Source organism: Streptococcus cristatus, assembly GCF_019685515.1.
GTDB lineage: Bacteria > Bacillota > Bacilli > Lactobacillales > Streptococcaceae > Streptococcus.
In genome coordinates this window covers 849,418-874,552 of the sequence record NZ_JABFFN010000001.1, presented here as the reverse complement: position 1 = coordinate 874,552, position 25,135 = coordinate 849,418, and the positions used below count along the sequence as shown (strand labels likewise).

Here is a 25,135-nt window from a genome sequence, read left to right as displayed (position 1 = left end):
CTCCTCATTTTAATTCTTCTGCAAGAACATTCATATTTTCTTCTAGATTTTCTAAGTAAGTTTTGTCATTTTCAGGGTCTGCTTCCAAAGGATTGAGAGTTTTCAGACTAACTCCTGTTGATTTGACTAAGGTTTCAGCAACTTTAGAGGACGCATTGCTCTCAGTAAAGATGGTTTTGACATTATAAGTTTTGACAAATTCTTGGATTTCTGTCAACTGTCTCGGACTTGGCTCTTGTTCAGGGGAAATCCCTGCAATACCAAGTTGTTTCAATCCAAAACGTTTAGCAAGGTAAGAAAAGGCTGTGTGTTGCGTAACAAAGGTCTTTTGACTCGCTTTTTCAAAAATAGGCTGGAATTTCTTAGTCAATTCCTGAGCTTTTTTGATAAAGGCTTGAGCATTTTTTTGGTAAGTTTCTTTGTGCTCACTATCAACCTCTGAAAGTTTGTCCGCAATAATCTGGGCCTCTTCTCCTGCTTTTTCAGGATCTAACCAAGTGTGCGGGTCGTAAAGTGTTTTTTCATCAATACCGTCACCAGCTTCTACATCTTCTAGCCCTGGGACGCGATCCAAAGTCATCCCTTCAGAAGCCTCTAAAACCTTAACCTTTGATTTTTTCAAGTTAGGATCCAGACTTCCTGCCCAAGATTCAAGCGTATGAGAATGGTAGACAAAGACATCCGCGTCATAAATGGCAGCAATATCATTTGCTGATGGTTCAAAGGAGTGAATCCCGTTACTTGACTGAATCATCCGAACATCATTCAAGTCACCTGATACCTCTTTGACCATGGCATAGATCGGGTAAAAACTTGTTACAACCTTCATCCCTTTTGCTTCTTGTTTTTCTTTTTGACCACATGCTCCTAAGACAAGAGCCAACACACTGGCCATCAATAATAGTATTGTTCTTTTTTTCATCGTTACTCCTTAACTAGTGTTTAACTGATTAATTAACTAGTAAATAGTTTATCTTTATTTACACTATCTGTCAAGATATTTTGCACATTTTCATGAAAAAAATGAGAACTAGAACTCACATTCTGCTCTCATTTTTCGTTTTCCCGTTCTCCTATCCTGTTTTTAGGAGTTAGAGAATGCTGCTACCTTTACTTACTCTCCTTTAATAAAGCCAATAGTTTTTCAGCTTCTGCCATAATAGTATTGTTGTCCTGAGCACCAAACAATAGATTATTCTTTAATCCAGTAAGAGTTTCGTTAGCGTTAGACTTGACGATGGGGTCTTGGATTTTTGCAAGTAGCTCTTCAGCCTCTCTTAACTTCGCTTCAACCTTTTCAGTCTCGACCTGAGGTTCTTCTGGCTCCTCTGGTGATTCTTCTTCCGGTTCCTCTGTTGGTTTTGGAGATTCTGGTTTCTCACTTTGCGGTTTTTCTTCTCGAGGAGTTTCTTCCTCAGGTTTTTCTGTCTGAGGTTTCTCCTCGTTTGGTTTTTCCGTTTGGTCGGTATCAGCTTGACCATTTTGGTTTCTTTGAACATGGTCACTTGCATTTCCCCAACCACTATCTGAATGCGGACGTTCGTTTGGATGTTCTACATAGTACTTGACAGTCGCAAAGAGATCCTCAAGAGTATACCCCTTAGGTGCCTCATAAAGTCCTTCGTCAAACCACTCAAATTTGATGTTATGGTAATGGTCATAATGAGGAATGATTAAACTTCCATTTTTAACTTCCACGGTATGTTGGAGATTGTATGGCATACGATCAAGGGGCACTTTCTTAGCTGCTTTCACGCGGTTGTAGATAGCTTCTGCTCCTTTAGCCTCCGTATTTCCTGGATTCTGATGGTCTGTTGAGGGAGGAATCAAACCTTTCTCTTTAGCATAAGCCTGGGCTGCCGCTCTTTCGGCTTCAGACAAACTATCTTTTTTAATCCAATGGCTATGGGTCATATGTGGAGTTACATAGGCATCCCCCTCATCACTGGTGATATCACGAGGATCAAAGATATAGCCATCTTCTGTTGTATACTTGCCTGCCAACTTGGCTACTTGAATCTCATCATCTGTGTAAGCTATTTGCGCATTTGGTTTTCCTAAACGTTCTGGATGACGAATCGGTGCTAGAAAGGCCAAGATATCATCCACCAACTTGACTTTATCACTTGAGGTATCATTGAGACGTTCCAACAGTTTATCCAAAGTGTCAAAATCAGCTTGGCGCCCTTTATTATCAAGTAAGTCCTGATGAATTCTTGCTAGTAAATCATAAGCCTTATTGTAAAATCCTCGATCACCAGATGGGAGATTGGTTTTCTTAGCTCCGAGCTTATGAGCTAAACTTTCTTGTTTGCCTAGCTTACTATCAATGGCTGCAGTAGTTTCAACTGATAATTCCTTGGCAGGAATATAACGAGATGTTCCATTCTCCTCAAATACATAACCATCATCTACTTTTCGAATCACCTGTTTAACCAATTTTTCGTCAATTGGATTGCTTGGAGATGGTTGAGGATTTGGTGCAGGTTGCGGGCTTGGACTAGGTTCCGGAGTCGGTTGTGGACTTGGTTGTTCTGGTCTTGAATCCGGCACCAAATGGTTCGAACGATAGCGAAGCGGGATGATGCGAGCGATTCGTTCTTCCAATTCAGACATCTGTGAATAAGGGATGAAATGGTAATGATTTCCATGAGGCACAGCAACTCCTCTAGCTGTTCGACTTGTGATTTGTGCTGGGTCGAAAACAAGGCCATCAGATTCTACGTGTCGTTGACTGAGCGGCAAGGAGTAAAGTTGTTTCAGAAGGCTATCAACATCCTCATCACTTTGACTTGCTTGGCTATCGTCGCTACTGTTGTTAGCTGTGTTCGTGTTCGTATAGCTGTTGCTTTGATTGTTATAGCTGTTGCCTTGGTTATTATAGGATGGAGTCCATCTATCTATATCGTAACTACTACTGTTGTTATTGGTACGGCGATAAGTAGGCGTATTCGATTGACCACTTCTACCAGATAGGAAGGCTTCTGCAGCAGCCAATTCGCTGGCTGATAACTCGCTCTTAGGAATGTAGTGGTAATGGTCGCCATGAGGAACGATGTAAGCATCACCAGTATCTTCAATGATATCAGAGGCATTAAAGATGTAGCCATCATCTGTGGTGTAGCGTCCTTGTGAACGTGCCAAAGCTACCGCACCATCATTTGCTGAAGTTCCTCCTTCACGATGCTGACTATGCTCTTGTTTTTGTCGATTGATTTCTTCTTTCGTACGAACATTATCTGCATGGGCCGTATCCTTAAGGTATACATAGTATTTTCCGTCCACCTTAATAACATAACCACCCTTGATTTCACTGACAATATCTTCGTCTTTTAGTGTATAGTTTGGATCCTTCATCAGCAACTCTTCACTGATGATAGCGTCATAAGGAACCTTACCATTGTAATAATGATAGTGGTCACCGTGTGAAGTGACATAGCCCTGGTCTGTTATCTTGATGACGATTTGTTCGGCATTGATACCTTCTTTTTTACTAACCTCATCAGGAGTGAGATCCTCAGTTTTTTGCGCTGCTTGTTTTCCATCAACGTAAGACACACGATTATTTTCTTTGACCGTTCTAGCTTGATACAGTCCTAACTCATAAGAACAGACACTTAAAATCAAGGCTGCCGCAGAACCTGCTAGGTATTTTTTATTAATTTTCATCGAAACTCTCTTCCTTTTTGATATTTCTAGTTGCAATTCATTTCTAAATTGCAGAAACTCCTCTCTAAAAGTTAACTGGTTAATAGTTTACTCCTAAATTTGCAACTTGTCAAGAATTTTATGAACCGGTTAACGATTTTTTTGTTTTCTACACTATCTTCTATCTGAACAGTCTGATTTGAGAATCCTATATTGAAAATCAATCACCAAATTTTTAAAACAAAAAATCCCTGCAACTGAGTTGCAAGGACCTTTCAATTAATCAAAGTCAACGTATTCTTTTTGAAGTTCAAGAACTTCTTCCATTGTTGAGCATTCTGTAAGGGCACGGTTTGCGTACTCTTCCATCTTAGCTGTGTCGAGTTTCTTCATCAAGCTACGTGTACGAAGGACAGATGTTGCTGACATAGAGAACTCATCCAAGCCCATTCCGACAAGAAGTGGAACAGCTTTTTGGTCACCAGCCATCTCACCACACATACCTGCCCATTTACCTTCAGCGTGAGCTGCTTTGATAACGTTGTTAATCAAACGTAGGATTGATGGGTTATATGGTTGGTAAAGGTATGAAACTTGCTCATTCATACGGTCTGCTGCCATTGTGTATTGGATCAAGTCGTTTGTACCAATTGAGAAGAAGTCAACTTCTTTAGCAAATTGGTCTGCAAGCATAGCCGCTGCAGGAATCTCGATCATGATACCAACTTGGATATTATCCGCAACTGCAACACCTTCAGCAAGAAGGTTTGCTTTTTCTTCGTCAAAGACTGCTTTCGCTGCACGGAATTCTTTCAAGAGCGCAACCATTGGGAACATGATACGCAATTGACCGTGTACAGACGCACGAAGAAGGGCACGGATTTGAGTGCGGAACATAGCATCTCCAGTTTCAGAAATAGAGATACGAAGGGCACGGAATCCAAGGAATGGGTTCATTTCGTGAGGCATATCGAAGTAAGGAAGTTCCTTATCTCCACCGATATCCATTGTACGAACGACAACAGGTTTACCGTTCATTCCTTCAAGTACGGCTTTGTAAGCTTCATACTGCTCGTCTTCTGTTGGGAAGTCTTGAGAATCCATGTACAAGAACTCTGTACGGTAAAGACCGACAGCTTCGGCACCGTTGGCATTGACACCTTCAACGTCTTTTGGAGTACCGATATTAGCAGCCAATTCAAAGTGTTTACCATCAGCAGTCACTGTTTGAGCATCTTTCAAAAGTGCCCATTCAGCTTTTTGCTTCGCATAAGCTTCACCAGCGGCCTTGAATTCTGCCGCTTGCTCATCAGTTGGGTTGATAATCACTTCACCAGTGATACCGTTAACAGCAAGGATATCACCATCTTTAACAATTTCAGTGATGTTGTTTGTACCCAATACTGCCGCGATTTCAAGTGTACGCGCCATGATAGCTGAGTGGCTTGTACGTCCACCGATGTTGGTTACAAAAGCTTTTACAAAGTTTTTGTCCAATTGAGCTGTATCTGAAGGAGTCAAGTCATGCGCAATCACGATCACTTCTTCATTGATAGAAGCTGGGTTTGGCAATTTTTTACCAAGGAGATTTGCCAATACACGTTTTGTCACGTCGCGGATATCCGCTGCACGTTCTTGCATGTATGGGTTGTCTTCCATGCCTTCAAAGATAGTGATAAACATGTCTGTCACTTCTTTCAGACCTGCTTCTGCATTCACTTTCTTCGCACGGATTGTCTCCTTGATTTGGCTGATCATTTCTGGGTCAGCAAGAACCATTAAGTGAGCGTCAAAAACTTGAGCTGCTTCTTCACCGAGCGTACCTACTGCTTTCTCACGAATAACAGAAAGCTCGTCTTGTGATGCTTTTAGAGCGGCATCAAGGCGAGCTTCTTCTGCGTTTGTATCTTCGACTGTAATAGTCTCAAATGACAAATCCGGTTGAACGAGTAGATATGCTTTTGCAACTGCAACACCGTCTGATGCTGCGATTCCTTTAAGCATTTCTGTCATTTTCCTTATGCCAATCCTTCTTTTTCCATAGTTTCAGTGATAGCAACGATTGCGTCGTCAGCATCTGCACCTTCAGCTGAAATTGTAACATCAGCACCTTGGCCAACACCAAGACTCATAACACCCATGATTGATTTAAGGTTTACTGATTTACCTTTGTACTCAAGAGTGATATCTGAAGCAAATTTGCTAGCTGTTTGAACCAACAATGTTGCTGGACGTGCATGAATACCTGTTTCTGCCACTACGTGGAAATCTTTAGAAGCCATAGTTTGACTCTCCTTTAATTGTTTCTTATTTGGATTATATGTGATAACCCTTACAAGACTGTATTATATCACCTTCTAGATAATTTTTCAAGTATTTTATGGACTTTTACTGAAAATGAAATTGCTTCTTTTTCTATCATACAGGTACTATGGGAAATTTAGGCACTAATTATTAAAAGAATATTACCTTCAAAATTCCAATTTTCAAAGCTATTTTCCCTTAATACCAATCAGAGGACAATCCTAGTAAATAATGAAATAATACTATTTAACTATAATTAATATAACTCAGTAAATCTATTATTTGAAAAGACTTCATCAAATACTAAATACTGAAATTCTAAAACCTACTCTTACCATCAACAGTAGAGAATTTATCCAATTTGCTACTTAAAGTAAAATAAGTTTGTAGCCCCTAACAGTAAAAAGGTAGATATATCTAAGTGGTATAAGTAGAACTAAAACTTTGATTGATTCCATTCAAATAAAGTATCCAACCAATCAAAAACGACATTATGGGCGAGTCTTAGATTATTGACTTGGCAATGAGCGTCCGCACCACTTTCCGCCTCAAATACTTGAAGTTTAGTTTGTTGATTTTTAGATTTAAGTGCTTCATAAATTACCTTAGTTTGATGCTGCAGTTCAGCACCCTCACCCTTTCCCACAATAAACAGGCATGGGCATTGAATTTTTTGATAATCCACAATCTTTGCATGGTTAAATACATCATCAATAGCACTCTTAAAATCAGAAGTACCAAACTGCCATGCATACTTTTTAAGATTTAAATTTGCTGATTCATTCAAATTTCCAGCTAATTTTAAAATGGCATTTATTAACCAACTAGGTGCTTTCAAACTTGATCCAAATTCTTTTCTGAAAAGTTCTGCAACGTCGTAAATAGGGGTACTAGCAATCCAAGCATGAATTCTTGGATCCTTTTCGACAGCTTGTGCGGTAAAATATCCCCCTCCGCTGACACCATAAATAGCTAAATAATTTAGTTTAGGATTTCTATTTTCCAACCAGTCTATGCATAATGAAATTGGAATAGAAGCATCCACATCAAAGACCAGCCCTCTACTAGGATTGCTCCCTTGACCAGGAAGGTCAACCATTAAAACATTATAATTTCGTATCCATCCAGGATATCCTGCAAAGTAAAATAAATCTTCGCGATAAGTATCACCTCCACCAATCATGATTAGCGTTGGACAATTATCGCCGCTATGAAGATAATACCCAGGCAAGTAAGAACCCTGATAGGGAATAGTTAGTTTTTCAATCGGTACACCTAGTGAATGAATTGCACTAGAAAACACCTTCTCCATTTGACGAACGGTCGGTAAATACTCGTCAGAAAATGGATCGGTAAACTGAATTGCCGAGCGAAGTGAGTAGGTCTGTGCAAGATAATACTGCGTCTTTGTTTGTTCACTCAATCCTGAATTACTTGCTTCTTGTTCAAGGTAGTTTACATGCGATAAAAATACATTTTTCCAGTCATCAGGCTTTGGTGAGTTCCCCAATCTTTGAGCAAGATAATAAAGCTCTCCATGAGAGAAACCAAAAATTTCACCGATTCCTAACAACCAATTAAAGAAAAAATCCGTATCACCATTCTTAAAAAATATTTGAGTTGATTGCCGTTTTAAAATAACATCATCTTCTTTCACCACGCGCCTCCTAATTCTGTGTTCTTTCATTTATTTAATCTAATTATAATCTGATAACATTCTCTATCAAACAAAAGCATCCAGATATCCATTTTTTAATCTTATAATCACATGTAGTATATCACATAAAATGAACTTTCTCAAACATTGTATTTATATACTCCTTATAAAAGGATACGAAACTCATAAGTATCCTATATAAAATTAACCAATGATCCATTTTTATGAATACAGCATAATCTGTCATTTCCACTTTTGTTATATTTTAGATATTCTAATACAAAATATTGGGACATCTTGTGTGGAAAATTTCTTTTTTTCGTAAATATCACAGTTTCTGTTTTATTAAAGCATTGTCTCAGCTAGACTTATTCCTGTTCTTACGATTTTTGCTATTTTCTTCGTTTTCCTTTCTGATAACTTGCTGAAAATCTTCTATTTATCTTACCAATATACAGTATGTAGTTTTTTTATTTTGAGAAACTTTGACAGTTCAACGGAAATCAAAATTTATGTTTCCAAAAACACTATATCTTGTGTTTTAATTTCAAAACCGTAACTTTTTAGCACAAGATTTAGTTTAAAAAGTTTGACAAAGTTTTTTTTTCTGATATACTAAGAAAGTAATCTATTTTGAAAGAGGAGTTACGAAAATGGTAACCGTTTATTCTAAAAATAACTGTGTCCAATGTAAGATGACCAAACGTTTCTTGGACAGCAACAATGTCGCTTATCGTGAGATCAATCTCGACGAGCAACCTGAGTACATCGATCAAGTTAAAGAGCTCGGTTTCAGCGCTGCTCCTGTTATCCAAACACCAACTGAAGTCTTTTCAGGTTTCCAACCAGGAAAACTGAAACAATTAGCATAATCTTAGTACATCATCCAGAAGAAACTTGCTTCTAGGGCTAACTTAGAGGCCTTTCTTTTGTAATTAGATAAGGGAAATTTTATGGGATTAAAACATCTTGAGGACGTGACTTACTTCCGTCTCAATAACGAAATCAACCGTCCTGTCAATGGACAAATCATGCTTCATAAAGATAAAGAAGCCTTGGATGCCTTCTTTAAAGAAAATGTAGTTCCAAACACTATGGTTTTTGATTCAATTACTGATAAAATCAACTACCTTATTGAACATAACTATATTGAAACTGCATTTCTCAAGAAGTACCGTCCAGAATTTTTGGAAGAACTGCATCAATTCATCAAAGACCAAAACTTCCAATTCAAATCATTCATGGCAGCCTATAAGTTTTACAACCAGTACGCCTTGAAGACTAATGACGGTGAATATTACCTTGAAAGTATGGAAGACCGTGTCTTCTTTAATGCACTTTACTTTGCTGACGGTGATGAAACAATTGCGACTGATATTGCCAATGAAATCATCCACCAACGCTACCAACCAGCTACTCCTTCCTTTTTGAACGCAGGCCGTGCTCGTCGTGGGGAATTGGTATCTTGTTTCTTGATTCAAGTAACTGATGACATGAACTCTATCGGACGTTCTATCAACTCAGCCCTTCAACTTTCGCGTATCGGTGGTGGTGTGGGAATTTCCCTCAGCAACCTTCGTGAGGCTGGAGCTCCTATCAAAGGTTATGAAGGTGCTGCTTCTGGTGTCGTACCAGTTATGAAGCTTTTTGAAGACAGCTTCTCTTACTCAAACCAACTCGGGCAACGTCAAGGTGCCGGGGTTGTCTACCTCAATGTCTTTCACCCAGATATCATCGCTTTCCTTTCAACTAAGAAAGAAAATGCCGATGAAAAGGTTCGTGTTAAGACCCTCTCACTTGGAGTTGTGGTACCAGATAAATTCTACGAATTAGCTCGTAAAAATGAAGAAATGTATCTCTTTAGCCCTTACTCCGTAGAGCTTGAGTACGGTGTACCATTCAACTACATCGACATCACTGAAAAATACGATGAATTAGTTGCAAATCCAAATATCCGCAAGACAAAAATCAAGGCGCGTGATTTGGAAACTGAAATCTCTAAATTGCAACAAGAATCTGGTTACCCTTATATCGTCAACATTGATACAGCCAACCGTGCGAATCCAGTAGATGGTAAGATTATCATGAGTAACTTGTGTTCTGAGATTCTTCAAGTTCAAGAACCAAGCTTGATCAACGATGCTCAAGAATTCCTTCAAATGGGGACAGACGTTTCATGTAACCTTGGTTCAACTAACGTGGTCAACATGATGACCTCACCTGACTTTGGTCGTTCTATTCGCGCTATGGTTCGTGCCCTTACTTTCGTTACAGATAGTTCACACATCGTAGCTGTCCCTACTATCGACCACGGAAACAGTTTGGCTCACACCTTTGGTCTGGGTGCTATGGGACTTCATAGCTACCTTGCCCAACAATTGATTGAGTACGGATCACCTGAGTCAATTGAATTTACAAGCATCTACTTTATGCTTATGAACTACTGGACCTTGGTTGAGTCAAACAATATCGCACGTGAATGTGGTATCACCTTCCACAACTTTGAAAAATCAGATTATGCTAATGGTAGCTACTTTGACAAGTATGTGACAGGCGAATTTGTTCCAAAATCAGACCGTGTTAAAGAACTCTTCAAAAATGTCTTTATCCCAAGTGCTGCTGATTGGGCTGAACTTCGCGAAAAGGTTCAAGCAGATGGACTTTACCATCAAAACCGTCTTGCTGTTGCTCCAAATGGTTCTATCAGCTACATCAACGACGTTTCTGCTTCTATTCACCCGATTACACAACGTATCGAAGAACGTCAGGAAAAGAAAATTGGTAAGATCTACTACCCTGCCGCAGGTTTGTCAACAGATACTATCCCTTACTACACTTCTGCCTACGACATGGATATGCGTAAGGTGATTGATGTTTACGCTGCTGCAACTGAACATGTGGATCAAGGGCTTTCACTCACTCTCTTCATGCGTAGTGACATTCCAAAAGGTCTTTACGAATGGAAGAAAGAAAACAAACAAACGACACGTGACTTGTCAATCCTTCGTAACTATGCCTTTAACAAGGGAATCAAGTCAATTTACTACGTTCGTACCTTTACAGACGACGGTGGAGAAGTCGGTGCTAACCAATGTGAAAGCTGTGTGATTTAATTTTAATCGGAGCCAACTAAATTTCATCAGATTACTGATTAAATGCCCCGCAATAAACTTGGACAAGTATCTAAAATACTAGGAAAAATGAAAAGTCGGTCTTCCGACTTTTTGTGCGATACTCTTCTCAGACTATGATAAAATAGAGAAGATTCCTTTATCGCATTATTACATACAGAAAGAGATTTCAAATGGAAACTTACTACAAAGCCATTAACTGGAATGCCATCGAAGATGTCATCGACAAATCAACTTGGGAAAAGCTAACTGAACAATTCTGGCTCGATACGCGTATCCCCTTGTCAAATGACCTAGACGACTGGAGAAAACTATCAAACAAGGAAAAAGACCTAGTAGGAAAAGTCTTTGGTGGTTTGACCCTTTTGGATACCATGCAATCTGAAACAGGAGTTCAGGCGCTTCGCTCAGACATCCGAACACCGCATGAAGAAGCTGTTTTCAACAACATTCAGTTTATGGAATCTGTCCACGCAAAATCTTACTCTTCTATCTTTTCTACCTTGAATACCAAGGCTGAAATCGAAGAGATCTTTGAATGGACCAACACTAACCCCTACCTACAAAGAAAAGCGGAAATTATCAATGAAATCTACCTCAATGGTAGCCCACTAGAAAAGAAAGTTGCCAGCGTTTTCCTTGAAACCTTCCTCTTCTACTCTGGTTTCTTTACACCCCTCTACTATCTCGGTAACAACAAACTGGCCAACGTTGCGGAAATCATCAAACTGATCATCCGTGATGAGTCTGTTCACGGAACCTACATTGGTTACAAATTCCAACTTGGTTTCAATGAATTACCTGAAGAAGAGCAAGAAAAACTTAAAGAATGGATGTACGACCTGCTCTACACTCTCTACGAGAACGAAGAAGGTTATACTGAAAGTCTCTATGACGGTGTTGGTTGGACCGAAGAAGTTAAAACCTTCCTTCGCTACAATGCCAATAAGGCCCTTATGAACCTAGGACAAGATCCACTCTTCCCAGATTCAGCTAATGATGTCAACCCAATCGTTATGAACGGTATTTCAACCGGAACATCCAACCACGACTTCTTCTCCCAAGTCGGAAATGGTTACCTCCTTGGGGAAGTCGAAGCCATGCAAGATGATGATTACAACTACGGTTTAGATTAAAAATAAGCTTTAATCCATACTTCTCACAGTTTGTTTAAACAGACTGTGAGATTTTTGTTTTTGTTTTATTTTGTTTTTTTCTATTTGATTGATTGAGCGTTTTATGGTAAGATAATAATAGTAGAAATCGAGGTGATAAGGATGCTAAAGCAAGAAAAACTAGATAGTATTCTAGAAGCAGTAAACACAAAAGGCACTATTACTGTAAAAGAGATTATGGAGAGTCTTGATGTGTCAGATATGACAGCTCGCCGCTACTTACAAGAATTGGCAGATAAGGATTTGCTGGTTCGTGTGCACGGTGGCGCTGAAAAACTTCGTACAGGTTCTCTCTTAAACAACGAACGCTCAAATGTTGAAAAACAAGGCTTGCAGATTGCTGAAAAACAAGAAATTAGCCGTTTTGCAGGGCATTTGATTGACGAAGGTGAAACTATTTTTATCGGGCCAGGAACAACCTTAGAATGTTTTGCTCGTGAGCTCCCGATCGATAACATTCGTGTTGTAACAAACAGTCTTCCTGTTTTTCTCATCCTAAACGAACGAAAATTAACAGATTTGATCTTGATTGGCGGAAATTATCGCTCTATCACTGGTGCTTTTGTAGGGACACTTACCTTGCAGGATTTGACAAACCTTCAGTTTTCTAAAGCTTTTGTAAGCTGTAATGGTATCAAGGATAAGGCAATCGCTACTTTCAGTGAGGAAGAGGGCGAAGTACAACGAATAGCCTTGAATAATGCTAATAAAAAATACTTACTGGCAGACCACAGCAAGTTTAATAAGTTTGATTTTTACACTTTCTACAATATCTCAGAGATTGATACTATCGTTTCAGATGCCAAACTGAGTCAGGAGACATTTGAAGATCTGTCGAAACAAACAACCATTCTTTTATCAAAACCATAAAAATTCCCCTGCCTTTTGGTGGGGAATTTTTTTATATTAAGATTTGATCGATAAGTTGAAATCTCAACTATTTTTTCCTATGATACAAGTTTGCTCCTATAGTTAATACAATACCTCCCAATCCCAATATGAACAATATCTTTTGATCTCTCATTCCCGTTTCAGGAAGATTTTTACGTTTATCATTCTGGGTTCTACTACCATCATCTTTTCGAACCGACTGGTTAGTAGTCACTTCTTGGGAGGAAGTTGATGGTTCTGTTTTAGACTTTGGATCTTCTGATGGAGATAATGGTGGTTCTAGCTTTCCTTCATGGCTATCATCAGTTTGAGTCTGTTCCGATGGGGTTTGGGAATTTTCAGTTCCATAGATTTTTTTCAATTTCCAATCGTCAGTTGTTCCCCAAGCTCCCGCATCCGCTGTAACTGATAGACCCACATTTACCTGAGTCTTTTCAGTAAGTTTAAACTCAACAACGCTTTCTTTCCAAATAGCATAACCTTCCAAGTGTAGTTGATTCCCTTCTGAAGTTGTATCATTGAACCTCACATAAGAGAAGATTCTTTCACTACTACCTGTTTTATCCCCTTGCATTTGAATTGAGAAACGATAGGTTCCTGGTTCAAGAGTAACTGCTTGCTCTACTTGATAATCAATACTCTTATCTGACCAAAAATGAAGGGCATATTGACCCGTCTTAGGGGTATCATTCTGACGCTCAACATAGCTTTGACTGATCTTATAGGCTTCTAAGTTCTCTTCTTCGAAACTTCCGTTTTGAAGTAAATTTGTGGTATCCTCGTCTTCTTTCTCTCTATTTTGATTATCCTTTTTCTCAGGTACTGTGCCATAACCTGTGTTGACAAATTTAAATACCTTTAAAGATTGAAGGGCTTTTCCATTAAAATCAAATAGTGCTTGATTATCCCATTCAGATCCTCCATAATTAGATTCATCAACGTTAGGATCATAAGAGATGGCATATGATGAAGCCCAGCCAGAACCATATTGCTCCCAAATAGGGAGGTTCGAATTTCTATCAGCTTTACCGACCGGTATCCAAGCAGGTTCCCAATAGAACACCCCTAAAGCACCTGCAGATTGACTTGTAGCAATCACATCACGCAAATTATTGGCCTGGCCTTGCACGGTTGGAGGATACCCTCCATTCTTCGTTTGCTGATCAGATTTGATCACATTCTTCTGACCATCACCATCTTCCAATGTATAAGCATAACTTGTTTCTGCGATTAAAGTTTGTTTTCCATATTTTTCTCTAATCTCTGTCAAAACTGAACTTAAGTTTTCAAGACTTCCATGCCAAAATGAATAGTAACTCGTTGCAAAAACATCATAATCAATCTGATTCTCTTTTAGCTTTTCTGCATAATACAAGATCGTTGATTTCTTTTCTGGATTAGTGAAGTGTAAGGTTATCAATATAGATTTGTCAACATCCCTGACAGCCTGCGTACCCGCTTTAAATAACTGATAACGTTCGTCCCCTGCTTCTCCTGCCATGCCACTGCTAGTTGTTTCATTCCCAACCTGAACCATACCAACATCAACACCTGAAGCACGCAGTGTGTTCAAACTTTCTTTTGTAAATTGATATAAAGCTTTAGATTTTTCATCGATCGTCATATTGGCCCAAGCTTTTGGAGAGACCTGTCGACCCGGATCTGCCCAGAAATCTGAATAGTGGAAATCCACCAGAACTCTCATCCCTGCAGCAGTAGCTCTTTTCCCAATTGCAATCGCCTTAGAGAGGTCACTATTACCAGCACCGTACCCATGACCTTTGTCATCATATGGGTTATTCCAGATTCGAACACGAACATAATTGACGCCATTTTCTGCCAGAATAGTGATTAAATCTTTCTCGTTACCATTCTCATCATAATAGCGAACACCACTTTCTTCTTGGGCTATTAATGTTGAAATATCAGCTCCTTTAATAAAATCACTGGGTAAGTTTTCAACCTTTTTGACATAAAAATCATCATCTGCAAAGACATTTTTAACTGGTAAGATAAAGAGAAATGCTAACAGAAAAGTCATCGAGATGAAATTGACCAATTTAGAATTATATCTCATATCATCACCTAAACATTAATCGAAATAGGATAGCACAAATGAAATGGCTCCTTTAGGATCACGTGTTAATTTAATGTATTCAGCACCTTTTGTAGCAGCAAGTTTTATACCGAGGGCATCTGTGTCTTTCTTGATATCTTCATAGAATGAATTTACCTGTGGAGCCAGTATAATCATATCAAAGTTCTTCATGATTTCATAATGAGATCCGTAAGCGCCAGCTGATGCTGAAATAGTGGCTCCTGTTTCTTTGGCTCCTTCAGTGATTGCATTTGCAAGCATAGCGCTCGTGCCTGCTCCAGCACAAAGGACCAATACATTGATGGATTGATTCCCTAATTTGGTAACAACTTCTTTAGTTGATACTGTTTCAGGATTAGACTGTTCTGTTCTTTCTTCGCTTGTTTTTTGTTTTTCTTCTTCAAGAAGTGAGGCATCATAAGCCTTGATAAATGGAAGATAGATAATACTATCCACAAAAATTAAGACAAATACTAAGATGATTGCGAGAACGCTTACACCGGTACCGAGGATTAATCCAATTGGAGCAGGTGTAGCCCAAGGTAGAACGTACATAAAGCTATTCATTTTTAAGACATCTACAAAGAACTTGAAGATCCAAACATTTGCAATTGGTGCAAATAGAAATGGTACAAAGAAATATGGATTTAAAATAATTGGTGTGGCAAAAAGTAAAGGTTCATTAACTGCAAAACTTACTGGAATAAAGGAAGCCTTACCTACAGCTTTTAATTGTTTTGATTTTGCAAAAAGGAGGAATAGGAAGGGAACAACTAACGTTGCACCTGTACCACCCATAGTACCAACGAAATTACCCAAACCAACTGTTAAAACATTTGAAGCCTGTTCTCCTGCTTTAACCAATTGAAGGTTTGTTTCAACATTTGCATAGATAACTGCCACAATCGCTGGTTCTACAATAGATGGTCCGTGTACACCTACAAACCAGAAGAGAGCCATCGCACCCCAGATAATGGCAATTCCTAGATAACCATCAGCAGCGCTGAATAACGGTTGCATTAAACTGATTACTGCTTCCGCAAATGAATGTCCAAAGAAATGACGGATAAGCGTATCAATAATGACTGCTGCAAAAACTGCAAAGGAAAATGGGAAGATATCTCGGAAGGTTTGGGATATAGTCCCTGGCACTTCTTTAGGCATCTTAATCGTGATATCTTTCAAAACACAGAATTTATACATATTTACTGTGATAAAAGCTGCTACGAATGCTGCTAGGATTCCCTTTGTACCCATGTAACCACTAGCAAGACCCTTGTCTATTTGATCAACACTTAATAGGAGAAAACTAACGATAGAAGCTAGCATCACGGATACTGCATTAATCTTTTTGTTTGCAGGCATTTTTCTATTGACAGATTCAGCTAAACAACGTGCGGTTGTAGCAGAAACTAGGAGAGCAACTACTCCCATTGAATAGTTATATATTTTCCAAAGCCAAGCTGAAACGTCTTCGGGCAATTTAACACCAAGAACATCCGGTATGGAAGCAATCAAGATAAAAATACTTGAAAATAATATCGCTGGCATAGCAGCTAGGAAACCATCACGGATAGCGCCTAGATAAATATTACGTGAGACCTTCTCGAAAAAGGGTTTTCCTTTTTCAATTTGTTGAATGAGTTTATTCATGATAAAACTCCCTACAATCAATGCCTAGTAGAAAGGGAGGAAAATTCTACTAAGCATTGGTTATATCCTTTCTTTTAAATTAATGATTTTTATAAAGTTCTATAAAATCCTGAATTAAATCACGAAGCAACAAGGTTGTCATCAGGTGATCCTGACCGTGGATAAAGATAAAACCAATATCCAAATCCTCACCAGAAGCTTCTTCTGCTAATAGTTTTGTCTGAGCATTATGTGCTTTCGCTAAATTCTCGTCAGCATCACGCATAGCTCGCTCTACATTGTCAAAGTTTCCAGACCTTGCTTCTTTTAATAATTGCAACAGCGTACTGCGAGCGTCACCCGAGTATGCAACAATTTCAAATCCAAGCATTTGTAATTCATTTTTTTTCATGTTTCAGTTCCTCTATTCTACAATTTTGGTCGTACTGATGTGCTTGTACCAATAAGCCGATGCCTTAGGATACCGTTTCTGTGTTTCAAAATCGACATAAAACAGACCATAACGTTTATTGTAGCCATTTGACCAAGAAAACAGATCCATCAATGACCATAAGAAGTAACCTTTAACATTAACACCTGCACTAATTGCTTTTGAAATTGCTTGTAGATAAACTTTAAGGTATTCAATCCGAGGTTGATCCATGATGATTCCGTTATCAAATTGATCTTTATACCCCATACCATTTTCAGTGATGAAAATCTTATTGTAATGAGGATAGTCCGATTTGATTCGGAGCAATAAATCATATAGTCCTTCTGGATAAATAATCCAATCCCAGTCGGTTCTTGGAATTCCCTCTTTATATATACGTTCTCCAATTCCTTTTACTTTATAAACAGAGGTCCCTTTATCACCAGTACCATTATGGTGAATGGCATTTTCACCTGTATAAGCCTTCACAAAATGGCATTGATAATGATTAATTCCTAGATAATCATTTCGATGACTTGCCTTTTTCATTTCTTCAAAATCACTATCTAAGAATTCATATCTTGCCTTATTTGCTTGACAAATTTCCTCTAGTGCATCGAGAGTCTCTTTTGAATAATATCCTAAGTATGTAGCATCCAGTAAAAAACGAATTGAAAGGGCATCATCTAGAAATGCTGCATGTTTGTCTTCTTCACTATCACTCGCAGGATATTTCGTTTCAAGAGAATGTACTACTCCAATTTCTCCTTGGTAGCCACCATCTTTAAACAAGTTAACTACTCTGGCATGTGCATACATCATATTGTGAAGGCATTGAATTACTTTTGAAAGGTCATATTTAATTCCTGGTGGAAAAATGCCGAGAAGGTATTGGTTTGTTGCTACTGGATAGATTTCATTAAATGTACTCCAATGTAGAACTTCTGTAAATTCTTCAAAGCAGAATTTTGCATAATTTACAAATGCTTCAATCGTATCCCTATTTAGAAAATCGCCATTATCAAATAATACTTTTGGCGTATCAAAGTGATGGAGGGTTACAAAAGCTGTAATCTGTCTTTTTTTACATTCTGCAAATACTCTATGATAATAGTCCACACCTTCCTGATTTACTTCACCAGTACCATTTGGAAAGATACGACTCCAAGCTATAGACAAACGAAGTCCATTGACACCAAACTTTTCACAAAGTTCAATATCCTTTGGATACTGATGATAAAAATCACTAGCGGGATCTGGACTAAAGCGGCCCTGTTCTGACAAAAATTCATCCCAGGCCACCGGACCTTTTCCTCCTTCTTGTGTTGCTCCTTCAACTTGATAGGCGGCTGTAGCCCCACCAAAAATAAAATCTTCTGGTAATTTGTACATGTTTTTCTCCTTATTTTAACAAGCGTTGAATATGTAAAACGAGATATACACGCTCACTTCTCGATAAATCAATGTTTAGTTCTCTTTCAATCACTTGGTGAATTCTCTGTCCAATCTGATAGGCCTTAGGATAATCCAACTTAACATGCTCTTCCAATGGTATTAACGGAGTCATATCTTGTTTATCATTCTGAAGACGATTTACTAGATAGGATAAATGAATCATCAAGCGATCATATAAATTACTATTTTCAGTATTTCTTTCAATATGAAATTTTGATAGTTCATTTTCAACTATGCTTAAAACTCTCTTTGCAACATTCTCGGTTAACTCTTCTGATAATTCATACTCACCTTTTGCATTGATATAATGCAAGGCAATCCTAGCAATTTCATCTTCAGGAAACACAATCGATAATTTCTTATTTAAAATTTTAATTGTATCTCGAGCCATTGAAAATTCTGTGACATACTCATTTGAAATATCAGGAAGATGACTTTTTTGATACGAACCACTTAATAATTTTTTATAGACGGAGTATAGGTGGTCAGTCAAAGTAACGTAGAGATATTCTTGAATTGGAAAGTGATACTTTTCGACGACTTCATCAATCGTACTATAGCCTATCGTTAGTATATCCAGTGGAATATCTCTTAAGAGGGTCTGAAAGTTTTCTCTGGACTCTTCTGTCTTCATCCGAAAGATCTTCTCTACTTGGTTTTCAGAAATTAAATCCCCCTTCTTCTTTCCAAATGTAATCCCTTTACCAATCACAATCACTTCTTCTCCTTTGTCATTTCTGACAAGCGAGACATTATGATTCATTGGATTTAGAATTCGATACATGGCAACCTCCTTTTGTATCTTAAAGGTATATGAGTACAAAAAATGACCACAAATGAGATTAGAAAATCTACTATTTTCTAATTCATCTGTGATCATGCCTAATATTACTTAGTAACACTCACTACTATTAATTTATGGTTTAATTATACCACTAAGATAAAAGATTGTAAACACTTTCAATCAAAAAAATTCTATTTTTAGACGAAAATGATCAAACAGTCTAATTAAAATCTTACACGCGTTCTTTCCATGAAGTCGATGTTGTTTGAAGAACTTTGTTGAGTTCGTCAATGTTTTCAAATCCAGTTGTACGCAACCATTCGCGAGCTGCTGCTTCACCATCTTTGATATAAGCTTCAACTGATCCAGCCCAGGTTGCACGGCCACAAAGAACCCCGTTGAAGTTTGCACCTGATTCATGGGCAAATACAAGAGTATCTTGGAAGAGTTTAGCTGAAACACCTGCACTCAAGTAGATGTATGGCAAGTTCGTTGCCTCGTCTTGTGCTTTGAAGAAGGCTGCTGCTTCTTCACGAGTATGCACGATTTCACCTTCGCCAAAGCCTTCAACGTATTTAACATTGACTGGAACTTCCACTTTCAAGACATCGATGTTAAAGCGTGGGTCTGAGAAGACTTTCATAGCACCAATAACCTTGTGTGGTTTCACTTTTGCGTATTCTGCAGAACCTGCGTCAGCGATTTTTTCATCGTAAGCCAAGATTTCAAGGAAGAATGGAATATCTTCCGCCACACACTCAGAACCAATACGTTCGATGTAGGCTTGCTTTTGTTGGTTGAGTTCGTCAGCGCTGTCTACATCGTAGTAAAGCAAGAACTTAACTGCATCAGCACCTTGTTCTTTGATGCGTTTTGCAGACCAAACATCCAAGCAGTCAGGCAAGCGTTTGGTGCTTGTTGTGTCGTAGCCAGTTTTCTCATAAGCAAGGAGAAGACCGGCGTTGGCATCAAGCGCTTTTGTAGCTGGAAGACCATACTCAGGGTCGAGAAGCATAGATGAAGCGTATTTTGTCAATTCATCTGCTACCAATACTTTAAGTTCTTCCATTTGAGCCACTGTTGGCTCTTCTGTTTGGTATTGAGCCATGAGGCGTTTCAAAGCACCACGTTGGTCAAAGGCAAGAGCTGAAATGATTCCATTTTCATCTGAAAGTTTTTCTAAGCGTGCACGTTTTTGTTCTGTTAAAGCCATTTTATACCTCTTTTACTGTTAATTGATCATATAGAGCTTGATAGTTAGCCATATTGACATGACCTGTCATCTTTTCTTGAGCATTGAGCATACCAAGGACATTTGCCTTGATGAGGAGTTCTTGATCAGATTCCTTATGAAGAAGTCCTGATGAAATACCTGCAACAGTAGAATCTCCAGACCCGACAGGATTGACTACCTGAATTCTCGGAATATCTACCTTGTAGAAAGTATCACCATGTTTTGCAAAAGCACCATTTGCACCAAGTGAAACGATAATCCACTCAATCCCTGCAAATAAAGGCTCTTGAAGAACTTCTTTTAATTCATCCAAATCCTCAGAAACTTCTTTTCCAAGAAGTTGAGACAATTCTTCGTTATTTGGTTTGATAACCGTTGGTTTGTGTGGTGATTCAAGAACCGCCTGAAGGGCAGCACCTGAGCAGTCTAGAACAACTGGTTTCTCTGCTTTATTAGCAAGCTCTACCAAGCTTGCATAGTAGTCAACTGGAAGGCCAGCTGGAAGACTACCTGAAATGGCTACTACTTCTACAGTGTCAAGAAGTTTTTCAAAATGAGCCAAGAAATCTTGCCCTTCTTGTTCCAGAACTTCAGGTCCTTTTTCAAGGATTTCTGTTTGGTTTTCACCGTGTAGAATAGCGATACAGTTACGAGTCTCTCCTTTAATGGAGAAGAAACGTTTCGTTACTTTATCATCGATATGCCCTGCTAAAAACTCACCAAATTTGCCACCGACCAAACCAGTAGCAACAACAGAATCACCAAATTCTGAAAGAACTCGTGTAACATTGAGCCCTTTACCACCAGCTGTCTTAGTCACGTCCACCACACGGTTGACAGTATCAATTTTCAATTCATCCAAAGGATAAGAAATATCAATGGATGGATTCATTGTGACTGTTAAAATCATGCGTCACCTCTTAGTCGTGGTATTCACCGCGATCCCATTTTTCAAGGAATTCTGTAAAGAAGTTTGCATCGGCTTGATGAGCATTGTGAGTTTCAACGTGCTCAATTTTCGCAATCAATTTTTTGTTTTCTTCTGATGGTTTGTATTCAGCATTGATGAAAGCTTCAATGATATCACACATGAGCAATTCACCAGTGATTTTACCACCAAAACCAATAACGTTGGCGTTCAATTGTTCTTTGGCATAAAGAGCTGTTGTCATATCACGAACCAAGGCAGAACGAACTCCTGGAACTTTGTTGACAGCGTTGTTGATACCAACACCAGTACCACAGATACATACCCCAAGATCAGCTTGACCGCTTGTAACGGCTTCACCAACTTTTTTACCAAAGATTGGGTAGTGAGTACGTGTGTGGTCATAGGTACCAAAGTCTATAACTTCATATCCTTTTGATTTCAAAAATTCTGAAACCGCCATTTTTTCATCTGTTACGATGTGGTCACATCCAATTGCAATTCTCATTTTTAATTTACCTTTCTTACTGTAATCTAATTAGCACATTTTGTTCAACATATCAACCCGAATTTGGTGACGACCACCGTCGTATTTACCGTTAACAAAACCTTTAGCAATATTTTTAGCCAATTCATCACCAACAAGTTGTGCACCCATAGTGATCATACGTGAGTTGTTGTGGCCACGAGTCATATAGGCTGAACGTTCATCTGAAACTTCTGCAGCAACCATTCCTTTGATTTTAGTTGCCACCATGAATGGACCAGCACCATAAGCATCAATCACGATACCAAGATTTTGTTCTTCTTTGTTTACTTCTGCAGCAACAGCAAGAGTCACATCAACAAAGTCTTGACCTTCAGCTGTAACATCCACAACGTGGAAGTTTTCTTTTTCCAAGAAGTTCTTCACAACTTCTTTCAATCTCAAACCCGCAGCATCTGCACCGATAACAATAGACATATTGTTTACTCCTTTTTATTTTTCTAGGCTAGTAAAGACTTTTACAGCTAGCAGTTTACCTACAAAAGACTTTCTAGCAGTTTATTGACAAATTTGATTGAATGAGATGAATAACACCTTATCCAAGTCCAGGAAATCAATTTCCTAGAAACAAACTTTCTCTGCGATAGAGAATATAACAAGTGATTATTTGTTTGTTACAAACATCATTTGTTGCTCACAAACATAATATACTCCTATTTACAGAAAAAGTCAACAGTTAATGTTTGTTTTTGTGGTTTTTTATCTAAAATATTTCAATATCAAAACCAATCTGATCAACTTGACCTGGTTCTAAGAGACGAACATTCTTCTTATCTTCTAAATGATTTCCTTCTTCAAGTGAAGTTGATAAGCCTGACCAAGGTTCAAAAGCGATGAAAGGTCCCTTATTCAAAGTTGACCAAATGATGAGATTTGAAAACTCTTGGAAGTGTACTTTTAATCCCTTCTCATGCTTACGAGAACGAAGCGCAATTGTTCTGGATTGCAACTCATCCAAAGTCACTGCATCAACACTAAACAGATCGTAACTGAGATCCACTTCCTTTTGTGAATCCAACCATGGACGTCTATCTCGGAAATCCAACATGCCAGTTTCTGGGAAAGGACGGGGAACAGAGCAAGTCTCTTCTTTCTCAAACTCTAAATAGTAATCTTCATAAGTTTCGCCATCTAGCAGAGGGGAATTAAACCCTGGATGTCCTCCTATAAAGAATGGCATTACTTTATTGGTTTCTTTATTGAAAATCTTGTATTGAGTACGAACTGTCTTGCCAGTAATCTTATAAGTGATTTCAAGGCGGAAATGATAAGGATAGTTTTGATAAGTATTCTCATCATCTTCGATAGCAAAGGTTACACTGTTTTCTGTTTGATCAACCAAGTCAAATTCTTTTTTGCGAACCAAACCATGTCGAGGAATAGTTCCTTTCGTCTCCGTTCCATCTGCGTGACTGTAGAAGGCTGTATCCTCTCTTAAAGAGCCACAGATTGGAAAAAGTACTGGAGCTTGCCCACTCCAATAGGTGGCATCTCCTTGCCACAAGTACTCAACGCCATCTCGATCCTTGATTGACGACAAGGCACCACCAAAAGTTTTAAATTGGACCGTCAATTGCTCTGATTCTATTTCAATTACCATTATTTTCTCCGATTTCTTGATAGTTTATAAAAAACTAGGCTGTCACTCCCCATTAGGAAACTGACAACCTAGTTTTCACAATTTACATTTTATAGGAGCGAATTATTTAGCATTTGCTGCGTATTCTTCATTACGTTTAATCATTTGTTTTCTATACCAAGCAAAGATACCTACATAGAATACAAGGAAGACTACTGCGCCAAGGATTGCTTTAATATCACCTGTTGTGGCATTACCAATTGCCCAACCAAGAAGTTTTTCGATTGGTCCTTCAAGAGTTGAGTGAGTAATCAATTGAGTTTGACTCACACCTTCTGGGAAGGCACCCACACCTTTAGCAAGTTCAGTTGCAAATGGTGCAATAAGTGTACCTGAAAGAAGGAAGAGTGGCAACAAGAGAGTTCCGAAGATGATCATACGGAGCAATTTACCACGAGTAACAACCAAGAGAGCTGGAGTTACACCCATTGCGATGATACCTGCAAGTGGCAAGATACCATTTCCGACTTTAGAAAGAAGTACAGCTTCTACTAGCATGATTGGAGCAAGTACGTTGGCACAAGCCCAGATTTCAGCACGACCAGCGATGAAAGGCCAGTCAAGACCGATGTTAAATTTACGTCCTTGAAGACGTTTAGTAGCAACGTTTGTAATACCTTGTGAAAGTGGTTCTACGGCTGCAATGAACCAAGATCCGATAAGTGAGAAGAGCTCCAAGCAGACACCGGCAGTCAAACCAAGGCTCAACCAACCTTTAATAACAAGTTCCCAAGATGCCGCTTCTTCTACTCCAGCAACTGGATGTGGAGTTCCCATCAAACCGATAACAATACCAAGGATGAAACCGATGAAGAATTTAGAGCCCCAGAAACCGATTTTTTTGTTCAATTTTGCAGCGTCAAAGTCGTATTTATCAAGGCCAGGCAATACTTTATCAAAAATTTTATCCAAAACCATGATAACTGGGTTCATCATGTAGTTCATGTGAGTTGAAGTCATTGGAGATGAACTTGGTGCATTAAGAAGGTCGTCGAATGTTGGTTTCATCAAGTCAGAGTTGATGATTTTCAAAATACCTACAAGGACAACTGCTGCAGTTGCGATGAAAAGGGAAACCCCTTGGCTAACTCCATTGTTGTCTGCGTACCATTTGATCAAAAGACCAGTGATTGACAAGTGCCAGATATCGAAGATATCAACGTCAAGTGTGTCTGTTTTCTTCATTGCAAGCATCACAACGTTGACAATCAACATCACAAGCAAGAAGTAAAGTGTCCAGGCAGAACCCCAAGTGATGGTAGCAAGTGGTGCCCAACCAACGTCCGTGATGTTCAATTGAATACCAGTGTTTTCAACGAATTTCGCAAGTGATGCTGAGAAAGCTCCGTTAAGCATACCGATAATAGCACCGATACCAGTAAGGGCGATGGCAAGTTTGATACCACCTTCAAGCGCTTTGGAGAATTTCACTCCAAAAAGTAGGGCCAATACTGTCAAAATGATCAGCATGATGATAGGGCCACCCATAGCCAAGATAGGTTTGAAGATATCGTTGGCCAGATTGATAATGACATCCATAATAGTTCCTCCCGTTTTTCTAAGTTATATGAATGTTAAC

General features: G+C 38.8%; 20 protein-coding genes and 1 pseudogene. 4 read left to right on the top strand and 17 right to left on the bottom strand.

Annotation, left to right across the window (positions count from 1 at the left end; genetic code table 11):
• Window positions 1-4: 4 nt before the first annotated feature.
• From FOA33_RS04250 to FOA33_RS04230, 5 genes are all read right to left on the bottom strand, one after another.
• On the bottom strand, window positions 5-922 hold the full coding sequence (locus FOA33_RS04250; RefSeq protein WP_221160746.1) for a metal ABC transporter substrate-binding protein: 918 nt from the start codon (window positions 920-922) through the stop codon (window positions 5-7).
• 188 nt (window positions 923-1,110) lie between these two features.
• Complete coding sequence (locus FOA33_RS04245) at window positions 1,111-3,669, bottom strand: pneumococcal-type histidine triad protein (protein WP_221160745.1); 2,559 nt, start codon at window positions 3,667-3,669, stop codon at window positions 1,111-1,113.
• Between the two features lie 258 nt (window positions 3,670-3,927).
• Window positions 3,928-5,661 carry a phosphoenolpyruvate--protein phosphotransferase gene (gene ptsP / locus FOA33_RS04240; RefSeq protein ID WP_025171716.1) on the bottom strand — a complete coding sequence of 578 codons (1,734 nt, stop codon included), beginning with the start codon at window positions 5,659-5,661 and terminating at the stop codon, window positions 3,928-3,930.
• A 5-nt stretch (window positions 5,662-5,666) separates the two neighbouring features.
• Window positions 5,667-5,930, bottom strand: coding sequence for a phosphocarrier protein HPr (locus tag FOA33_RS04235; protein ID WP_198459672.1), 264 nt, complete (start codon window positions 5,928-5,930; stop codon window positions 5,667-5,669).
• A gap of 458 nt (window positions 5,931-6,388) precedes the next feature.
• Entirely contained in the window at window positions 6,389-7,609 is a 1,221-nt protein-coding gene (locus FOA33_RS04230; protein WP_221160744.1) for an alpha/beta hydrolase family protein, read from the bottom strand.
• 653 nt (window positions 7,610-8,262) lie between these two features.
• Here FOA33_RS04230 and nrdH point away from each other — a divergent pair.
• The 4 genes from nrdH (at window position 8,263) to FOA33_RS04210 (ending at window position 12,785) form a co-directional block, all read left to right on the top strand.
• On the top strand, window positions 8,263-8,481 hold the full coding sequence (nrdH, locus tag FOA33_RS04225) for a glutaredoxin-like protein NrdH (protein WP_000259240.1): 219 nt from the start codon (window positions 8,263-8,265) through the stop codon (window positions 8,479-8,481).
• An 81-nt stretch (window positions 8,482-8,562) separates the two neighbouring features.
• Complete coding sequence (nrdE, locus tag FOA33_RS04220) at window positions 8,563-10,722, top strand: class 1b ribonucleoside-diphosphate reductase subunit alpha (RefSeq protein ID WP_221160743.1); 2,160 nt, start codon at window positions 8,563-8,565, stop codon at window positions 10,720-10,722.
• 191 nt (window positions 10,723-10,913) lie between these two features.
• Complete coding sequence (gene nrdF / locus FOA33_RS04215) at window positions 10,914-11,876, top strand: class 1b ribonucleoside-diphosphate reductase subunit beta (RefSeq protein ID WP_221160742.1); 963 nt, start codon at window positions 10,914-10,916, stop codon at window positions 11,874-11,876.
• A 141-nt stretch (window positions 11,877-12,017) separates the two neighbouring features.
• On the top strand, window positions 12,018-12,785 hold the full coding sequence (locus tag FOA33_RS04210) for a DeoR/GlpR family DNA-binding transcription regulator (RefSeq protein ID WP_000917584.1): 768 nt from the start codon (window positions 12,018-12,020) through the stop codon (window positions 12,783-12,785).
• A 67-nt stretch (window positions 12,786-12,852) separates the two neighbouring features.
• Here FOA33_RS04210 and FOA33_RS04205 read toward each other — a convergent pair whose 3' ends face one another.
• From FOA33_RS04205 to FOA33_RS04155, 12 genes and pseudogenes are all read right to left on the bottom strand, one after another.
• The gene (locus FOA33_RS04205; RefSeq protein WP_259664471.1) at window positions 12,853-14,865 is read right to left on the bottom strand and encodes a glycoside hydrolase family 53 protein; all 2,013 of its coding nucleotides are present in this window, start codon (window positions 14,863-14,865) and stop codon (window positions 12,853-12,855) included.
• Window positions 14,866-14,898: 33 nt separating this feature from the next.
• The gene (locus FOA33_RS09345; protein WP_398576461.1) at window positions 14,899-15,459 is read right to left on the bottom strand and encodes a lactose/cellobiose PTS transporter subunit IIB; all 561 of its coding nucleotides are present in this window, start codon (window positions 15,457-15,459) and stop codon (window positions 14,899-14,901) included.
• A 117-nt stretch (window positions 15,460-15,576) separates the two neighbouring features.
• A pseudogene (locus FOA33_RS09340) lies at window positions 15,577-16,455 on the bottom strand (PTS transporter subunit EIIC); the annotation flags it as partial.
• Window positions 16,456-16,636: 181 nt separating this feature from the next.
• Window positions 16,637-16,948: a PTS lactose/cellobiose transporter subunit IIA gene (locus FOA33_RS04195; protein WP_221160739.1), complete on the bottom strand. Its 312-nt coding sequence runs from the start codon at window positions 16,946-16,948 to the stop codon at window positions 16,637-16,639.
• A gap of 12 nt (window positions 16,949-16,960) precedes the next feature.
• Complete coding sequence (lacG, locus tag FOA33_RS04190; RefSeq protein WP_221160738.1) at window positions 16,961-18,361, bottom strand: 6-phospho-beta-galactosidase; 1,401 nt, start codon at window positions 18,359-18,361, stop codon at window positions 16,961-16,963.
• Between the two features lie 10 nt (window positions 18,362-18,371).
• On the bottom strand, window positions 18,372-19,208 hold the full coding sequence (locus FOA33_RS04185) for a PRD domain-containing protein (protein ID WP_000285744.1): 837 nt from the start codon (window positions 19,206-19,208) through the stop codon (window positions 18,372-18,374).
• A 232-nt stretch (window positions 19,209-19,440) separates the two neighbouring features.
• Window positions 19,441-20,421 carry a tagatose-bisphosphate aldolase gene (lacD, locus tag FOA33_RS04180; protein ID WP_221160737.1) on the bottom strand — a complete coding sequence of 327 codons (981 nt, stop codon included), beginning with the start codon at window positions 20,419-20,421 and terminating at the stop codon, window positions 19,441-19,443.
• Window position 20,422: 1 nt separating this feature from the next.
• Window positions 20,423-21,352: a tagatose-6-phosphate kinase gene (locus FOA33_RS04175; protein ID WP_221160736.1), complete on the bottom strand. Its 930-nt coding sequence runs from the start codon at window positions 21,350-21,352 to the stop codon at window positions 20,423-20,425.
• Between the two features lie 10 nt (window positions 21,353-21,362).
• Window positions 21,363-21,878: a galactose-6-phosphate isomerase subunit LacB gene (gene lacB / locus FOA33_RS04170; RefSeq protein ID WP_001216921.1), complete on the bottom strand. Its 516-nt coding sequence runs from the start codon at window positions 21,876-21,878 to the stop codon at window positions 21,363-21,365.
• Window positions 21,879-21,908: 30 nt separating this feature from the next.
• A complete protein-coding gene (gene lacA / locus FOA33_RS04165) occupies window positions 21,909-22,334 on the bottom strand; it encodes a galactose-6-phosphate isomerase subunit LacA (RefSeq protein WP_084883041.1) in 426 nt (141 codons plus the stop codon).
• 286 nt (window positions 22,335-22,620) lie between these two features.
• The gene (locus FOA33_RS04160) at window positions 22,621-23,517 is read right to left on the bottom strand and encodes an aldose 1-epimerase family protein (RefSeq protein ID WP_221160735.1); all 897 of its coding nucleotides are present in this window, start codon (window positions 23,515-23,517) and stop codon (window positions 22,621-22,623) included.
• 102 nt (window positions 23,518-23,619) lie between these two features.
• Complete coding sequence (locus tag FOA33_RS04155) at window positions 23,620-25,095, bottom strand: PTS galactitol transporter subunit IIC (protein WP_000382524.1); 1,476 nt, start codon at window positions 25,093-25,095, stop codon at window positions 23,620-23,622.
• Window positions 25,096-25,135: the final 40 nt, after the last annotated feature.

What these genes read in the sequence shown, in the direction of transcription:
- FOA33_RS04195 (WP_221160739.1), bottom strand. Translation starts at nt 16,948, where the DNA reads ATGAAAAAAAATGAATTACAAATGCTTGGATTTGAAATTGTTGCATAC.
- FOA33_RS04185 (WP_000285744.1), bottom strand. Translation starts at nt 19,208, where the DNA reads ATGTATCGAATTCTAAATCCAATGAATCATAATGTCTCGCTTGTCAGA.
- FOA33_RS09345 (WP_398576461.1), bottom strand. Translation starts at nt 15,459, where the DNA reads ATGTACGTTCTACCTTGGGCTACACCTGCTCCAATTGGATTAATCCTC.
- FOA33_RS04235 (WP_198459672.1), bottom strand. Translation starts at nt 5,930, where the DNA reads ATGGCTTCTAAAGATTTCCACGTAGTGGCAGAAACAGGTATTCATGCA.
- lacG (WP_221160738.1), bottom strand. Translation starts at nt 18,361, where the DNA reads ATGTACAAATTACCAGAAGATTTTATTTTTGGTGGGGCTACAGCCGCC.
- FOA33_RS04155 (WP_000382524.1), bottom strand. Translation starts at nt 25,095, where the DNA reads ATGGATGTCATTATCAATCTGGCCAACGATATCTTCAAACCTATCTTG.
- FOA33_RS04210 (WP_000917584.1), top strand. Translation starts at nt 12,018, where the DNA reads ATGCTAAAGCAAGAAAAACTAGATAGTATTCTAGAAGCAGTAAACACA.
- nrdH (WP_000259240.1), top strand. Translation starts at nt 8,263, where the DNA reads ATGGTAACCGTTTATTCTAAAAATAACTGTGTCCAATGTAAGATGACC.
- nrdE (WP_221160743.1), top strand. Translation starts at nt 8,563, where the DNA reads ATGGGATTAAAACATCTTGAGGACGTGACTTACTTCCGTCTCAATAAC.
- FOA33_RS04175 (WP_221160736.1), bottom strand. Translation starts at nt 21,352, where the DNA reads ATGATTTTAACAGTCACAATGAATCCATCCATTGATATTTCTTATCCT.
- FOA33_RS04250 (WP_221160746.1), bottom strand. Translation starts at nt 922, where the DNA reads ATGAAAAAAAGAACAATACTATTATTGATGGCCAGTGTGTTGGCTCTT.
- lacD (WP_221160737.1), bottom strand. Translation starts at nt 20,421, where the DNA reads ATGGCTTTAACAGAACAAAAACGTGCACGCTTAGAAAAACTTTCAGAT.
- FOA33_RS04160 (WP_221160735.1), bottom strand. Translation starts at nt 23,517, where the DNA reads ATGGTAATTGAAATAGAATCAGAGCAATTGACGGTCCAATTTAAAACT.
- nrdF (WP_221160742.1), top strand. Translation starts at nt 10,914, where the DNA reads ATGGAAACTTACTACAAAGCCATTAACTGGAATGCCATCGAAGATGTC.
- lacB (WP_001216921.1), bottom strand. Translation starts at nt 21,878, where the DNA reads ATGAGAATTGCAATTGGATGTGACCACATCGTAACAGATGAAAAAATG.
- ptsP (WP_025171716.1), bottom strand. Translation starts at nt 5,661, where the DNA reads ATGACAGAAATGCTTAAAGGAATCGCAGCATCAGACGGTGTTGCAGTT.
- lacA (WP_084883041.1), bottom strand. Translation starts at nt 22,334, where the DNA reads ATGTCTATTGTTATCGGTGCAGATGCTGCGGGTTTGAGATTGAAAGAA.
- FOA33_RS04245 (WP_221160745.1), bottom strand. Translation starts at nt 3,669, where the DNA reads ATGAAAATTAATAAAAAATACCTAGCAGGTTCTGCGGCAGCCTTGATT.